A 14,512-nucleotide genomic window follows, 5' to 3' on the forward strand; every position below is an offset into this window, starting at 1 on the left:
GACGTGCTGCTGAGTTCCGACAGCGACGGGGTGCGGACCCTGACGCTGAACCGGCCGGACCGCAAGAACGCGATCAACGCGCAGTTGTGGGGGGACCTGGCCGATGCCCTGCGGGCGGCCGCCCGCGACACCGAACTTCGCGCATTGGTGATCACCGGCGCGGGTGGGGCGTTCTGCTCGGGCGCCGACATCGGCACACCCGAGGACATCCACCCGCGACACAAGTTACGGCGGCTCACCGATGTCGCGCTCGCACTGCACGAACTGTCCGTACCCACCATCGCCAAGGTGACCGGGGTTGCGGTCGGGGCCGGCTGGAACCTGGCGCTCGGTTGTGACTTCGTGGTGGCGACGCCGGATGCCCGGTTCTGCCAGATCTTTTCGAAGCGCGGCCTGTCGGTCGACCTCGGCGGTTCGTGGCTGCTGCCCAAACTGGTGGGCCTGCAACAGGCCAAGCGGCTGGTGTTGCTGGCCGACATGATCGACGCCGCGGAGGCCCACTCGTTGGGGCTGGTCACCTGGGTGCGGTCCGCCGATGAGATCGACGGCTTCGTCGCCGATCTGGCGGCCCGGCTCGCGGCGGGCCCACCGGTCGCCTTGGCGCAGAGCAAGGCGCTGCTCAACGACGGGGCCAACGCGACGCTGCGTGAGGCGCTGGCCAATGAGGCCCGCGCACAGCCGGGCAACTTCGCCACCGCGGATTCGGCGGAGGCCTATGCCGCGTTCGCCGCCAAACGCGAGGCCGTATTTACTGGGCGATGGGCGATCGGGCCCGGATCGGAGAAGAACAATGCGTGAAACCGTGATCGTGGAGGCGGTGCGCACGCCGGTCGGCAAGCGCAACGGCGGGCTGTCGGAGATGCATGCCGCCGACCTGTCGGCGATCGTGCTCACCGCACTCGTCGAGCGTGCGGGTATCGATCCCGAGATCGTCGACGACGTGGTGTGGGGTTGTGTGTCTCAGGTCGGCGACCAGTCGAGCAACATCGGCCGCTACGCGGCTCTTGCCGCGGGCTGGCCGGAGACCATCCCCGGCACCACGGTCAACCGCGCCTGCGGGTCGAGCCAGCAGGCGCTGGATTTCGCGGTCCACGCGGTGATGTCGGGTCAGCAGGACGTCGTCGTCGCCGGCGGGGTCGAGGTGATGAGCCGGGTGCCGCTCGGTTCGGCGCGGGCGACCGGAATGCCCTACGGGCCCAAGGTCCTCGAACGCTACGGCGATTTCTCGTTCAACCAGGGCATCTCGGCGGAGTTGATCGCCCAGAAGTGGGGTTTCTCCCGAACCCGGCTCGACGAGTACTCGGTGCGCTCACACGAGCTGGCCGCTGCCGCGCAGGACAACGGCGCGTTCGAATCGCAGATCATGCCGGTCTTCACCGACGGTGAACCAGTCGTGGCTGACGAAGGGGTGCGGCGGGGGAGCACGGTGGAGAAGCTCGCGGGGCTCAAGCCGGCCTTCAAGGACGACGGCGTCATCCATGCGGGAAATTCGTCACAGATCTCCGATGGTGCCGCGGCGCTGCTGGTGATGGCGGCCGACAACGCTGTGGCGTTGGGACTGAGCCCAATTGCCCGCTACCGTGCGGGCGCGGTCACCGGTGCCGACCCGGTTCTGATGCTGACCGGTCCGATCCCGGCGACCGAGAAGGTCCTGCACAAGGCCGGAGTGACCCTCGACGAGGTCGGTGTGTTCGAGGTGAACGAGGCGTTCGCGCCGGTGCCGCTGGCATGGCTGGCCGAGACCGGCGCCGACCAAGCCAAGCTCAACCCGCTCGGCGGGGCGATCGCCCTGGGGCATCCACTCGGGGCGTCGGGTGCGGTGCTCATGACGCGCATGCTCAACCACATGCGCGACAACGGGATTCGGTTCGGTTTGCAGACCATGTGTGAGGGCGGCGGAACCGCCAACGCGACTTTGGTAGAACTCATCGCCTAGCGATGGGGGTAGAGCTCATCGCCTAGCGATGGCGGCAGAACTCATCGCCTAGCGATGGGGGCAGAACTCATCGCCTAGCGCTGCTGACGCAGTAAGCACTGATTCCACGGGAGGACCCGCGTGCAGAGAACCCTGTTCACCGAAAACCATGAGGCGTTCCGCGAACTCGCCCGTGACTTCGTCGAAAAGGAAGTGGTCCCGCACTATCCCGAGTGGGAGAAGGGCGGCCGCATGCCTCGCGAGGTGTTCAAGCAGATGGGGTCGCTGGGCATGCTCGGGATGGCCATTCCCGAGGAGTACGGCGGAGGTGGGACCCCCGACTATCGCTACAACGTCGTGCTGCAGGAGGAGGCGGCGCGCGCACTGGTCACGCTGTCGACCGTGCGCACCCAGCTCGAGGTGATCCTCCCGTACTTCCTGCACTACGCGAACGAAGAGCAACGCAAGCGGTGGTTTCCCGGGCTTGCCGCCGGGGAGCTGCTGACCGCCGTCGCGATGACCGAACCGGGCACGGGATCCGACCTCGCCGGTGTGCGCACCACCGCTGTACGCGACGGTGACGACTGGATCCTCAACGGCGCCAAGACGTTCATCACCGGCGGTATGCAGGCCGACCTCGTGATCGTCGTCGCGCGGACCTCGACCGACCCGGACAACCGGCGCAAGGGGCTCACGCTGTTCGTCGTCGAGGACGGGATGCCCGGGTTCACCCGGGGCCGTGAGTTGGAGAAGATGGGCTGCAAGGTGCAGGACACCGCCGAACTCTCGTTCGTCGACGTCCGCGTACCCGCGACCAACATGCTGGGCGAAGAAGGCGAGGCGTTCAGCTACCTGGGCCACAACCTGCCTCAGGAGCGGCTCACCGTCGCCGTCGGATCGGTCGCGCAGGCACGCTCGGCGATCGCCGCCGCCATCGATTACACCAAGAGCCGCAAGGCGTTCGGCACACCGGTGGCGTCGTTCCAGAACACTAAGTTCGAGTTGGCGGCCTGCTCGGCGGAGGTGGAGGCCGCGCAGGCGATGCTGGATCGCGCTGTGGCCCTGCATGTCGACGGCGAGTTGTCCGGCGCGGATGCGGCCCGCGTGAAACTGTTCTGCACCGAGATGCAGCAGCGGGTGGTGGACCGCTGCCTGCAGTTGTTCGGCGGTTACGGCTACATGATGGAGTATCCGATCGCTCGGCTGTACACCGACGCCCGGGTGGCCCGCATCTACGCGGGCACCAGCGAGGTGATGAAGGTGATCATCGCCAAGTCGCTGGGCCTGTAAACCACTAGGCCAGCTGCGGTTTGATCTCCTCGATCACCCATTGCGCGTAGTCGAGATACTCGTCGACCCCTGACACCGGCGGCAGGGGCACAGCGCTCACGGTGACGCCCTGCTGCGCGAGCCAACCGAGCCGGTCGACGATCTCGGCCGCACTCATGCCCGGTCGGCCCTCGGGGTCGTCTTGCACGGTATGGCCCTCGCCGACCCGATTCGTGCCCAGCCCGTGCACCACGTCGAATGGCCGACCGTCGTAGCCAGGTTGGGACTTGATGAAGTCGAGGCGCTCGGCGATCTTTTCGGGCGGCGTGAGGAATGACCACCATCCCGAGGCGTACTTCGCCGCTCGGCGCAGTGCCGCGTCCGCATCACCGCCGATCCAGATCGGCAGATGCGGCTTCTGGATCGGCTTGGGCTCGAAGGCGATGTCATCGAAGGACACATACTTGCCGTCGAAGCTGGGCGATTCACTGGTCCACAGTTCGACAATCGCAGCCAGATACTCGTCGGCGATGCGGCCACGTTCATGGAAGGGCACACCCAGGAGTTCGAATTCGCGTTCCAGCCAGCCCACGCCGAACGTCACCATCATGCGGCCGCTGCTCATCCAGTCGGCGGTGGCCAGCGACTTCGCCAACACGATCGGATGTTGCAGCGGCAGTACCGTGATGCACGAATTGAGCATGATCCGCTGTGTTGCCCCGGCGAGATACGCCTGAGCCACGGTGGACTGCAGATAATGCGGCCCGGACAGTTCGACGTGATCGTTGGGAATCGCGAAATGCTCGGGCACGGCGATCATGTCGTAGCCCCACTCGTCGGCGCACTTGGCCATCCGCGTCTGGTCGGCACCGGTCACCGATGCTTCCCACGGCTGCATCATGGCCTTGAGTCGCAGCATGTGCGGAAGGTTGAAGACGAGTTTCACTCAGGACTCCACTCACGTGAATTGGGTGTGATCGATGCACTACACGCTAGCGACTCCACCCGAATTGCCCGGCTACTTCAGCATGCTGCCCGCGTCGATCGTGACCGGAAGACCTGTGATGTAGCGGGATTCGTCCGAGGCCAGGAACAACACGGCGTTACTGACATCCTCGGGCTCCACCCAGCCGACGGGGAGCACATGCATGAACTGTGCGGCGACGGCGAGATCGTCGGGTCCGGGATTCTCGAGGTCGGGCCGGAACAGCTTCATGGTTCCCTCGTTCATGAACAGCGGTGTGTTCACATTCGTGGGGCAGACGGCGTTGACCCGGATTGAGTGCTGACCGAGTTCGACGGCGAATGTGCGCATCAGGCCGATCACGCCGTGCTTGGCGGCGATGTAATGGCCGGTATGGGGGTAGGGCTTGAGGCCACCGACCGAGCTGGTGAGGATGATCGAACCGCCGTGCCCTGCGGAGAGCAGATGGGGGACAGCGGCTTTGACGGTCTTCCACACACCAGAGAGATTGACGTCGATCATGTCGCGCCAATCGTCTTCGCTGGTCTTGTCCAGCGTTGCTCCACCGTTGCCGATGCCGGCATTGGCGACCACGATGTCCAGCCGGCCCAACTGTTCGACGCCCCCGTCGACGACCGCCTTGAGGGCGTCGTAGTCACGCACGTCGACCTCGGCGGTGACGATGCGGCGGTTCAGGTTCTTGACGAGGTCGGCCGTTTCGGCGAGGTCGTCCGGTGTGGCCCATGGGATGTCGTCGTTGCTGGAGATCTGCTTGCAGACGTCCACGGCGATGATGTCGGCACCCTCCGCGGCGAGGCGCACCGCGTGGCTGCGGCCCTGGCCCCGCGCCGCGCCGGTTACGAACGCGACTTTGCCCTCGACTCGTCCACCCATGTGTCCACCTTCTGGCTGCTCGATTAGTTTGGTCGATCGATCAGGATCGTGGCACCGATCGGCCCACGTGTCAACAGTCGGGCCTGCGAGGCGGAGGGATCGCGGTGTCGCGGCACCGCCGATCGATGTGCGAGCTCAGCCGGGGGGAGGTAGCGACCCGCCGGAGGTCAAGGACTCCTTCAGCGATTGCATCCAGCGCTGCATGAAGTCGCGCATCTCGTCGTGTCCGAGCGTGAGGCCGACCGCGTCCTCGTTGCACAGGCTGCGCGCGATCTGCACGATCAACATCGAAACGGCGACCGGCGGGTAGTCGTCGAGATCGACACCGTTGGCCCGCAGGGCCACGGTGACCGCGGCGGTCTCGATGTCGCGCACGCGCTCCGCGTAGGCCTTCAGCTCCGTACGAATCACCTTGCGGTGGTTGGCCAGTGCCATGAACTCGGTGTTCAGGATCGTCCTTCGCAAATCGCTGTTGATCAGCCACAGCGTGTGCAACGGGTCGTCATCGGTGAGCGCGGAGCGCATGTTCTCCAGGGACGCCTCGGCGCCGGCCCGCAACACCTCGACGAACAGGTCATCCATCGTGGGGAAGTAGTAGTAGACCAGCGCTTGTTTGACCCCGGCCTCGGCCGCCACGCGTCGTGACGTCGCGGCGGCATAGCCCTCGTCGCGCATGATCTTCGCGGTGGCCTCGATGAGTCGCTGGCGCGCCCCGACCTCGGCTCGCTTGGCGTTCCCGGCGCGCCCCTCCGTCCGAATGCTTGACCCTCTGTCACGACCCGTGATAGGCATGGCGCATCCTAACAGTTTGATCGATCGATCAGACTGGCTACGGGCGCCAGGACCGAAAGGACGGCCGTCGATGACCGATCTCGCCTCGGTGGACTACTTCTCCGACCACGCGATCAGTCAGGATCCCTATGACTACTGGGACCACCTTCGCGAGCAGGGCCCGGTGTTTCGGGAACCGAACTACGGCGTCGTCGCCGTCACCGGTTACGCCGAAGTGGTGGCGGCTTTCAAGGATCACGATTCCTTCTCGGCGGTGAACGCGATCGGCGGGCCGTTCCCGCCGCTGCCGTTCGTCCCCGAAGGTGACGACATCACCGAGCAGATCGAGGCGCACCGCCACCTGTTTCCCATCTACGAGCACATGGTCGTGATGGACCCGCCGGCCCACGAACGGGCCCGGTCGCTGTTGACCAAGCTCCTGACGCCGCGCCGGCTCAAGGAGAACGAGGACTACATGTGGCAGCTGGTCGACAGCCAGATCGACCAGATCATGGACCCGCATTCCTCTGAGGGGCGGTGCGAGTTCCTCTCGGAGTACGCCAAACCCTTCGCCACGTCGGCGATCATCGACCTGCTCGGCGTGCCCGACGAGGACCGGCCCGAGTTCCTGGCCGCGCTCGGGGTCGAGGAGCGCTACGGCACCCGCGTCGGCGCGCTCGACGGCGCCCCGGTGGGGCGGGACCCGCTGCAGTATCTCGACGACAAGTTCGCCGGCTATCTCGCCGAGCGCCGCCGCCAACCGCGCGGCGACGTGCTGTCGGGTATGGCGACCGCGGTGTACCCCGACGGTTCGACACCGGAGCTGATCGAGGTCGTCAAGCCGGCCACGTTCCTGTTCGCCGCGGGGCAGGAGACCGTCACCAAGCTGCTCAGCGCGGCGGTGCAGACCCTCGGAGACCGGCCGGACTTCCAGCAGATGCTGCGCGAACACCCCGAGCGGATTCCGGCGTTCATCGAAGAGGCGCTGCGCATGCACTCGCCGACCAAGGTCGACTTCCGGCTCGTCCGCAAGAGCACGACGCTGGGCGGGGTGCCGCTCAAGGCGGGCACGATCGTGATGCTGTGCCTCGGCGCGGCCAATCGGGACCCGCGCAAATTCGACGATCCCCACGAGTTCCGCCCGGACCGGAAGAACGTGCGCGAGCACATCGCGTTCGGTCGTGGAATCCACTCCTGCGCGGGCGCGCCCCTGGCCCGGGTGGAGGGCCGCATCACCGTGCAGAGGTTGCTCGAGCGTACGCGCCACATCCGGATCAGCGAGGCGGCCCACGGTCCATCCGGTGAGCGCCGCTACTCCTACGAGCCGACGTTTTTGCTGCGCGGGCTGACCGAGCTGCACATCGAGTTCACGCGACGATAGGAAACCTGGCGCGGGGACGGCGGATTGCGCCCGAAACACGCGCTGACCTGGCGATGTGACGGCGGTCTAAACCCAATTTGGCTGAGACGCTTGTCACAGCGCCCAAACCTACCTACTGTGTGTTCACTAGGTTGGTTGAACGAAGGAGTTCGGTGTCCGCCACGGAGCCCGCGCGGCCGTATGCCACGCTCCTCGCCAAGGGCGAGGATCGTCGTCAGCGCATCCTGGCGGTGGCCGAACGCCTGCTCGCGCGCAACGGGTGGCGCAACACCTCGCTGGCCCTGATCGCCAAGGAAGCCGGGGTCACGCCCGCCGGTCTGCTGCACCACTTCGAGTCCAAAGAGCAGCTGCTCAACGCGGTGCTCGACGCCCGTGACGCCGACGACGCGATCCACGCCGACTACCGCTCGGGTGATCTGGTCACCGAACTCGGCCGGGTCCCCGAACGCTTCGAGCGCGCGCCCGAGCTCGTCGGGACCTTCACCGTGCTGCTGGTGGAGAACATCGCGCCCGACGCGCCTCTGCACGACCGCCTGGTCAAGCGTTACCGCGACGCGGTCGACATCATCACCGCGATCATCGAGCGCGGTCAGCGGAGCGGAAAGTATCGCCAAGACCTCGACCCGGCCACCAAGGCCGTGGAAATCCTCGCGTTCACCTATGGAATGGAGACCCTATGGTTACTCGACCCATCGATTCAATTGGCCGAGGTGTTCAAGGGGTACGCCGAGTCGCTGGGGCGCGAGTTGGCGCCGCGGAGCTCGACATGAGGTACCGGCTCGACATCGCCGCCCCGACGGTGTCGGACGCGGTGAAGTCGGCCGGCGGCTGGATCTACGACCGGGTGATGGCCGGGTGGGACGTCACCGTGCTCGTCGGTGGTGGCGAAGACGTTCGCCCGCTGACGATTCTCGGAGCCGAGACCCTCGACCTGGAAACGGTCCTCGCGGCCTGGGAGGAACGGCCGCATCCCCAGACCGTCGCTGTCGCGGCGAACCTGATCGACCGCGACGCGCGTGTCCTCCAGCACGTGCGCAACGCACTCGATCAGGGCGCGACCGAGGTGATCCTGTGGGGCGAGCGGGTGCCCGCAGAACTCGACAGCAGTGTCGATTCGGTCGAGCACCGCCTGAGCGCGGCGGCCAGGGCGTTCAAGGCCAAGGCGCTGGCCGCAGCCGGTGATCCCGCAGTCGCCGAGGTCGGCGACTGTGAGATGTTCCGCTGCGGGATGATGGTGTCGGTGGCCGCGGATCTGGTGCCCGCCAGCTGATTTGGGCGGGCACCTGCCGCGTCACCGGTAGTCGCTGGATTCGGCCAGCTCGGCGGCCGAGCACATCAGTTCGACGATGACCGGGCCGTAGGCGAGCAGCTTCTCGTTGTCGCCCGCGCGCTGGAAACCCTGCTCGAGCACGATCGCCAGCTTCCACTTCGCCAGCACCAGGTAGTAGTCGAGATCGTCGACCTGGCGCCCGGAGACCTTCGCATAGTGTGCGACGACGTCTGCGCGCGAGGGCATTCCCCGCATGTCGACGTAACCCATCTCCGAATCCGTCGGCGCCGCGGTGTCCTCGGGCCAGCTCTGCACCATCCAGCCCAAGTCCAGCTTCGGGTCTCCGACGGTGCCCATCTCCCAGTCCACGATCGCCGCGAGCCGAGCGGGCGCGCCGTGCCGATACATCACGTTGGCGAACTGATAGTCGCCGTGCATCAATCCGGGGACGTAGTCCAGCGGCCGATGTGTGCGCAGCCAGTCGGTGGCGACGTCGAGGCCGTCGATCTCGCGGCCCTTGATGCGCTCGAAGAACGCGGTCCAGCGATCGACCTGGCGTTCGTGGAAGCCGTCGGGCCGCCCCAGATCATGCAGTCCCTTGGCCTTCCAGTCCACTTGGGACAGCAGCGCGATGCCCTCGGCGAGTTGATAGGCCAGCTCCCCGCGGGCGGAGAGGTCGGAGTCAAACGGTTCGGGCCACTTGCGGTCGTCGAGGTCCATCGGCGACCATCCGTCGACGAACCCCATCAGGTAGAAGGGCCGACCAAGCACCGCGGCGTCCTCACATACCGCGACGGCCTCGGTATGTGGCACGTCGGTGCCGTCGAGCGCCTCGATGATGCGCCACTCCCGCAGGATTCCCTTGTCGCGGTCAGCAGGGGCGCCGGGCGGCGGCATCCGAAGCACACAGCTGTGTTCGCCGCGGCGCAATTCGTAGATGACGTTCTGGGTGCCGCCCGACAGGAACCGGGTCTGCAGCGGCTCACCCTTGCCGGGTAGTTCGGCCGCGTCCATCCAGTCGGTCAGGCGCGCAACGTCTATCGCGTTCTCGCTCACAGATTCCCCACTTCATGGTCTAGATACTCAGCGAACTTGGCCCTGGCCTTCTCCCGCTTGGCCGGGATCCACTCGCTCGGCCATGTGTCGGTGCTGGGCGCATAGTCGCGCAGCACCTGCTTGGCCACCGTCGCCTTGTGCACCTCGGTCGGACCGTCGGCCAGGCCCATCACCGCGGCGCCGGTCACCATGCCCAGGAACGGCATCTCGTTGGTGACGCCCAGCGCACCGTGGACTTGCATTGCGCGCCAAGCGATATCGTGCAGCACCGTCGGCATCACGACCTTGACCGCGGCGATGTCCTTGCGGACCTTCTTGTAGTCGTTGTACTTGTCGATCTCCCACGCGGTGTAGAGCACCATCAGCCGGAACTGCAACAGCTGTGCGTAAGAGTCGGCGATGTAGCCCTGAACGAACTGTTTCTCGGACAGCCTGCTGCCCTGGGTTTCCCGGCTCAGCGCGCGTTCACACATCATGTCGAGCGCTTTGCGCGAGAGTCCGATCGTGCGCATCGCGTGGTGGATACGGCCGCCGCCGAGGCGGGTCTGGGCGATGACGAATGCCTGGCCTTCGCCGCCCAGCAGCGCATCGGCGGGCACCCGCACGTTGTCGTAGTGGATGAGCGCATGCGAGCCTTCGTCGTCACGCTCGCCGTGCAGTCCGACGTTGCGGACGATGTTGACGCCCGGTGTGTCGGTCGGCACCAGGAACATCGACATACCCTGATAGGCGCTCACGTCGGGGTTGGTGACGACCATGACGATCAGAAACGACGCGGTTCTGGCGTTGGAGGAGAAGAACTTCCAGCCGTTGATCACCCAGTCGTCGCCGTCACGGACCGCGGTGGTGTTGAACAGTGTCGGGTCGGCGCCGGCGTGCGGTTCGGTCATCGAGTAACACGAGAAGATCTCGCCGTCGAGTAGCGGGCGCAGGTAGCGCTCCTTTTGCGCCTCGGTCCCGTAGTGCGCGATGATCTCGGCGTTGCCGGTATCGGGCGCCTGACAACCGAATACGATCGGCGCCCACTGGGAGCGGCCGAGGATCTCGTTGAGCAGCGCGAGCTTGAGCTGTCCGTAACCCTGTCCGCCGAGTTCGGGACCGAGGTGGGTGGCCCACAGACCCCGTCGGCGCACTTCGTCCTTGAGCGGGTCGATCACCTTGCGGCGGTTGGCGTCCAAAGGAACGAACTGCTGATCGGGAAACGCCAAGTCGAGCGGTTCGACCTCCTCCCTGACGAATTCGTCGGCCCAGTCGAGCACCTTCTGGTACTCGGGGTCGGTCTCGAAATCCCACGACATCGTGGTCTCCTTTCTCTTTGTTCAGGTATCAGTCGAATGCGACGCCCTACGCGCACTCCACCGAGATTCTCACCGCTGCGCCTTTCTCGAGTTGAATCCGGCGATCAGTGCCGCGACGTCGTCGGTCACGACCTCGGCGAACGATCGGTCACCGAAACTCCCGCTCGCCCAGTGCCGGACGCCTTCGCTGACGTGCATGCCCGCCAAGCGGGAGAGGTGTTCGACGTCGACATGCGCGCCGATTTTCCCGTCTTGCTGTGCCCGGGTGAAGAGCTCGCCGAACATGTCGGCGTCGGCGGTCTCGTCGATTGACTCACCCGCGAGGATCCGGTGCTCATGCCGGTAGCCCTCCAAGATCGTCTGGATGATCAGTTCGCGCGGGTTGCGCCCCATCGACCGTTCGAGGCTGCGCAGCGCCTCGGCGATGACGGTCTCGACGTCGTAGTCGGCGCGCAACAGCGTGCGCACCTTCTGCTGCGCCGACCGGGTCGACAGCAGGCCGACCTCGAAGAGGATGTCCTCCTTGGCGGGGAAGTAGAAGTAGAACAGGCCTCTCGACACGCCCGCGGCCCGGCAGATGTCGGCGACGGTCGTCTTGGCATAGCCGTTCGTGCGCCACAACGCCATGGCCGCCTGCACGAGCGCCCGCTTCGTCTCATGCGATCGAGCCCGCTGGAAAGATGCGCGCCGTTGACCACCGTCAGCCATAGCCTCGCTGCTGACCTTCGACACTCCGGCACTGTAACAGGGCGATTGAGGGTTGCAAATAGTTGACGTTTGTCTAACTATCTATGGGTGGTCGCGACATTGAACGGCAGGCGCATCTTGGTGACCGGTGGGGCTACAGGCATCGGCGCGGCGGCGGTGCACGTGCTCACCGAGGCGGGTGCACGCGTAGTGGCCACCCGCCACACCACGGCGCCTCCCGCCGTGCCGGGCGTGTCCTGGCTGCAGTGCGACGTGCGTGACGCCGACGCAGTCGAGGAGACGGTGCGAGCCGCTGCCGAGGCGATGGGCGGCCTCGACAAGTTGCTGAATGCGGCGGGGTTATGGCAGGCGGGGATCCCCGGCCAGATCGCCACCGACGACATCGAGTCCCTGACCGGCACCAACGTGAAGGCCACGATCCTGACCAACCAGTCGGCGTACATGGGCATGCGCGAGAACGGCGGTGACCGCATCATCAACTTCGGATCCGCCGAGGCCGTGATGGGTAGCCCCCTCTCGGCGGTTTACGCAGCGACCAAGGGGCGCTGGCCGCCTGGACCCGATCGGCCGCCAGGGCGTGGGCGGCCGAGAACGTGTCGGTGATCGCGCTGGCGCCCGCGGTGCAGACGCCGGGTGCCGAGCGGTTGCGTGAATTCCTCGGACCTGCAGCCGAACTCATGGATGAGCAGCTGAAGACCTCGATCCCGCTCGGCGGAGCGCTCGGTGACACCGTTCGTGATCTCGGCCCCACGCTGGTGTTCTTCTGCAGCGAGGGTTCGCATTTCATGACCGGGCAGCTCGTCGCGGTCGACGGCGGTCTGATCATGCTCGGGTCGTAGGCCGATCGGAAGGCGGGACATGCCCAATCTTCACCACGTCGTCATGCGCAGCCATTCGGCGCACACCTTCACCGCGTTCCTGGCCGAGGTGATGGGGATGGAGATGCAGTTTCGGATGCACGTCCCCGGTGAGGTGCTGCAGAAGACGCTCGGGTGGCCGGCGTCGGACGGTGCGGAGGTCACCATGCTCGGCACCGGCGATACGGGGCTCATCGAGGTGCTGGACGTTCCCGAGCACCTTCGTGACATCGTGCCCGAGGGGTTGGCCGCATTGTCCTTCATGGCGCCCGAATTCGCCGAAACACGCGCGAAGGCGAGCGCTTTCGCCGATGAGGTCACAATGCTGGACACCGGTGTGCCTGGCGTTGACCTGTTCTTCTGTACGATGGGCGGGGTACCCGTCGAGTTCATGGGAAGCTATGTTCCCGCGGCGAACTCCGAAGCCAACGATGCGACGAACTCCTGAGTGCGCCGACGCGACGCCTGTCGCTGCGCGGCATCCTGTCCGAGCGGCACCACGCGCAACGCCAGGTCGGTGACGCCGGCGTCGCGGTAGCGGCGCAGCCGCGCGTCAACGGTCGCCTCGTCGCCCGCGGCCATGGTGTCGCCGACGTCTTCGGCGTCACCATGTTCGAGCAGGCGGACGTAGTTGGGGGAGAAGTCGGCGTGGCCCAGGACCTCGCTGGCGTAGGCCCGGGCGTCATCGACTTCGCGGTCTGCACAGAGCGCGACGGGTACACCGGCGACGATCCGAACACCCTCGCGGCCCGCCTCTTTGGCCGACGCCGTGATCCGGGGCACCACGTAGTCGCCGATCGCACGCTCGTCGGCCATCCACAGTATGGTCCCGCCGGTGCGCTCCCCGGCGATCCGCAGCATCGTCGGGCCGAGCGCAGCCACCAACACCGGCACGGTGAAGGCGTCGGTGACGTCGACGGGGCTGTGTACGCGGTAGTTGTCGTTGTCGACGGCTATCGCGCCCGGTCCGCCGAACGCCGCGTCGAGCACCTCGAGGTAGTCGCGTAGTAACCGCGCGGGCCTGTCGTAGGGCAGGCCGAGCTGGTCGGAGATGATCCAGTGGTGTGACGGGCCGATCCCGAGGGTGAACCTGCTGCCGCAGGCGATCTGAGTGGTGAGCGCCTGTTGGGCCATGATTAGCGGATGGCGGGTCTGGATCGGTACCACCGCCGTCCCGATCTCGATGCGGTCCGTGGCGGCTCCGAGCAGAGCCACCGCCGTCATCGCATCGAGGTAGCCGGGCACCTGCGGCATCCAGAACGAGGCGAAACCTTGCTCCTCCGCCACTTTTCCGTCGTCGATCAGTCCGTTGAGCCGCTCGGCGCGGGGGCGCTCCTTATCGGAGCCCACCATCAATCCGACGCGCATTCATACCTCCCTGTCATGGGACGTAGCGGTCCCACTCGTACGGCACGACGGCGTAAAACGGCGCCGCGAAGAGCGCTTCGACGCCGTCCGTCTCCCATCGGGTCCGTAGGACCGGTCCCAGCCGCCCGGCGACGGTGACGGGGTCATCGTCGAGGAAGCAGTACGTAAGCGTCTGCGCGGCAGGGGCGCTCGCCAGACGGGCTTCGACCGGCAGAGACGTCGCCGCCCACGCGCCTGCCACCCCGTCGACGTCCACCAGTTCGTCCGGAGAACCTGCGCCTCGTTCCAGCAGTAGATACACGCCTCTATTCGGCCACCACGGCAGCACGTCGGCGCCCACCTTGATCCGTGGCGCTGCGGCGCGCTGCTGCACGTCGTACACACCGCGTTCGACCGCTGGCAGCAGAGGAAGTTTGCGGCCCGCGTCACCGAGTGCCTTGGACAGTGCGAGGAACGGTCCCATTCCCTCGACCCCGGTGAAGAAGTACGTCATCACGTGATCGATCTCGTCATAGGGAGTTTCACCGGTTGCGCGTGCGGCGCGGCACTGCGGCGTGGACACCAGGCGCAGGGATGCGCGCACCGCCGGCATCCGGTGCTGTTCGGGGCGGTGGTCCAGGGTGTGCCAGCGCAGATAGTCCGCGTCCGCTCCGTCGGGGTGGCGTCGCGCCATCGAGACGAACATGGTGGTGATGTCCCCGTCTCCGTTGGCGAGCACCTCGGGAACCTCGTCCGACGGTCTGCCCGGTAGTTGCATCGAC

15 protein-coding genes and 1 pseudogene are annotated in these 14,512 nt (G+C 66.3%); 8 read left to right on the forward strand and 8 right to left on the reverse strand.

The window, feature by feature from the left end; translation table 11 throughout:
- Positions 1-3 precede the first annotated feature (3 nt).
- From RMCN_RS00840 to RMCN_RS00850, 3 genes are all read left to right on the forward strand, one after another.
- Entirely contained in the window at positions 4-798 is a 795-nt protein-coding gene (locus RMCN_RS00840) for an enoyl-CoA hydratase/isomerase family protein (RefSeq protein WP_084377021.1), read from the forward strand.
- Positions 791-1,936 (forward strand): thiolase family protein, encoded by a 1,146-nt coding sequence (locus tag RMCN_RS00845; protein ID WP_067386547.1) that lies wholly within the window; start codon positions 791-793, stop codon positions 1,934-1,936. The genes RMCN_RS00840 and RMCN_RS00845 overlap by 8 nt, the downstream gene beginning before the upstream one ends.
- A gap of 120 nt (positions 1,937-2,056) precedes the next feature.
- Positions 2,057-3,205, forward strand: a complete 1,149-nt coding sequence (locus tag RMCN_RS00850) for an acyl-CoA dehydrogenase family protein (RefSeq protein WP_067386549.1) — start codon at positions 2,057-2,059, stop codon at positions 3,203-3,205.
- Between the two features lie 4 nt (positions 3,206-3,209).
- Here the strand turns inward: RMCN_RS00850 and RMCN_RS00855 are convergent, their stop codons facing one another.
- The 3 genes from RMCN_RS00855 to RMCN_RS00865 all read right to left on the reverse strand — a co-directional run bounded on the left by RMCN_RS00855 (position 3,210) and on the right by RMCN_RS00865 (position 5,834).
- Positions 3,210-4,130: a TIGR03619 family F420-dependent LLM class oxidoreductase gene (locus tag RMCN_RS00855; RefSeq protein WP_067386551.1), complete on the reverse strand. Its 921-nt coding sequence runs from the start codon at positions 4,128-4,130 to the stop codon at positions 3,210-3,212.
- A gap of 72 nt (positions 4,131-4,202) precedes the next feature.
- Positions 4,203-5,042, reverse strand: coding sequence for a mycofactocin-coupled SDR family oxidoreductase (locus RMCN_RS00860; RefSeq protein ID WP_064350249.1), 840 nt, complete (start codon positions 5,040-5,042; stop codon positions 4,203-4,205).
- A 135-nt stretch (positions 5,043-5,177) separates the two neighbouring features.
- The gene (locus tag RMCN_RS00865; protein ID WP_084377005.1) at positions 5,178-5,834 is read right to left on the reverse strand and encodes a TetR/AcrR family transcriptional regulator; all 657 of its coding nucleotides are present in this window, start codon (positions 5,832-5,834) and stop codon (positions 5,178-5,180) included.
- 70 nt (positions 5,835-5,904) lie between these two features.
- Here RMCN_RS00865 and RMCN_RS00870 point away from each other — a divergent pair, with 70 nt between their 5' ends.
- From RMCN_RS00870 to RMCN_RS00880, 3 genes are all read left to right on the forward strand, one after another.
- Complete coding sequence (locus RMCN_RS00870) at positions 5,905-7,194, forward strand: cytochrome P450 (RefSeq protein ID WP_067386557.1); 1,290 nt, start codon at positions 5,905-5,907, stop codon at positions 7,192-7,194.
- A gap of 152 nt (positions 7,195-7,346) precedes the next feature.
- A complete protein-coding gene (locus tag RMCN_RS00875) occupies positions 7,347-7,964 on the forward strand; it encodes a TetR/AcrR family transcriptional regulator (protein ID WP_064414604.1) in 618 nt (205 codons plus the stop codon).
- Positions 7,961-8,464 carry a hypothetical protein gene (locus RMCN_RS00880; RefSeq protein ID WP_067386560.1) on the forward strand — a complete coding sequence of 168 codons (504 nt, stop codon included), beginning with the start codon at positions 7,961-7,963 and terminating at the stop codon, positions 8,462-8,464. The genes RMCN_RS00875 and RMCN_RS00880 overlap by 4 nt, the downstream gene beginning before the upstream one ends.
- Positions 8,465-8,485: 21 nt before the next feature.
- Here the strand turns inward: RMCN_RS00880 and RMCN_RS00885 are convergent, their stop codons facing one another.
- The 3 genes from RMCN_RS00885 to RMCN_RS00895 all read right to left on the reverse strand — a co-directional run bounded on the left by RMCN_RS00885 (position 8,486) and on the right by RMCN_RS00895 (position 11,526).
- Positions 8,486-9,478 carry a phosphotransferase family protein gene (locus tag RMCN_RS00885; protein ID WP_201028783.1) on the reverse strand — a complete coding sequence of 331 codons (993 nt, stop codon included), beginning with the start codon at positions 9,476-9,478 and terminating at the stop codon, positions 8,486-8,488.
- Between the two features lie 38 nt (positions 9,479-9,516).
- Positions 9,517-10,818, reverse strand: coding sequence for an acyl-CoA dehydrogenase family protein (locus tag RMCN_RS00890; RefSeq protein WP_064414607.1), 1,302 nt, complete (start codon positions 10,816-10,818; stop codon positions 9,517-9,519).
- A gap of 69 nt (positions 10,819-10,887) precedes the next feature.
- Complete coding sequence (locus RMCN_RS00895) at positions 10,888-11,526, reverse strand: TetR/AcrR family transcriptional regulator (protein ID WP_165604395.1); 639 nt, start codon at positions 11,524-11,526, stop codon at positions 10,888-10,890.
- 87 nt (positions 11,527-11,613) lie between these two features.
- On the opposite strand from RMCN_RS00895, the pseudogene RMCN_RS00900 reads away from it, so the two are divergent.
- Together RMCN_RS00900 and RMCN_RS00905 are read left to right on the forward strand one after the other, a co-directional pair.
- Positions 11,614-12,365: pseudogene (locus RMCN_RS00900) on the forward strand (SDR family NAD(P)-dependent oxidoreductase).
- 19 nt (positions 12,366-12,384) lie between these two features.
- The gene (locus RMCN_RS00905) at positions 12,385-12,831 is read left to right on the forward strand and encodes a VOC family protein (RefSeq protein ID WP_067386566.1); all 447 of its coding nucleotides are present in this window, start codon (positions 12,385-12,387) and stop codon (positions 12,829-12,831) included.
- Here the strand turns inward: RMCN_RS00905 and RMCN_RS00910 are convergent.
- Both RMCN_RS00910 and RMCN_RS00915 read right to left on the reverse strand, forming a co-directional pair.
- Positions 12,783-13,751 carry an LLM class F420-dependent oxidoreductase gene (locus tag RMCN_RS00910; protein ID WP_067386567.1) on the reverse strand — a complete coding sequence of 323 codons (969 nt, stop codon included), beginning with the start codon at positions 13,749-13,751 and terminating at the stop codon, positions 12,783-12,785. The genes RMCN_RS00905 and RMCN_RS00910 overlap by 49 nt on opposite strands.
- Before the next feature lie 13 nt (positions 13,752-13,764).
- Positions 13,765-14,508: a hypothetical protein gene (locus RMCN_RS00915; protein ID WP_067386568.1), complete on the reverse strand. Its 744-nt coding sequence runs from the start codon at positions 14,506-14,508 to the stop codon at positions 13,765-13,767.
- Positions 14,509-14,512: the final 4 nt, after the last annotated feature.

The organism is Mycolicibacterium novocastrense, from assembly GCF_001570485.1.
GTDB classification, from domain to species: Bacteria; Actinomycetota; Actinomycetes; order Mycobacteriales; family Mycobacteriaceae; genus Mycobacterium; species Mycobacterium novocastrense.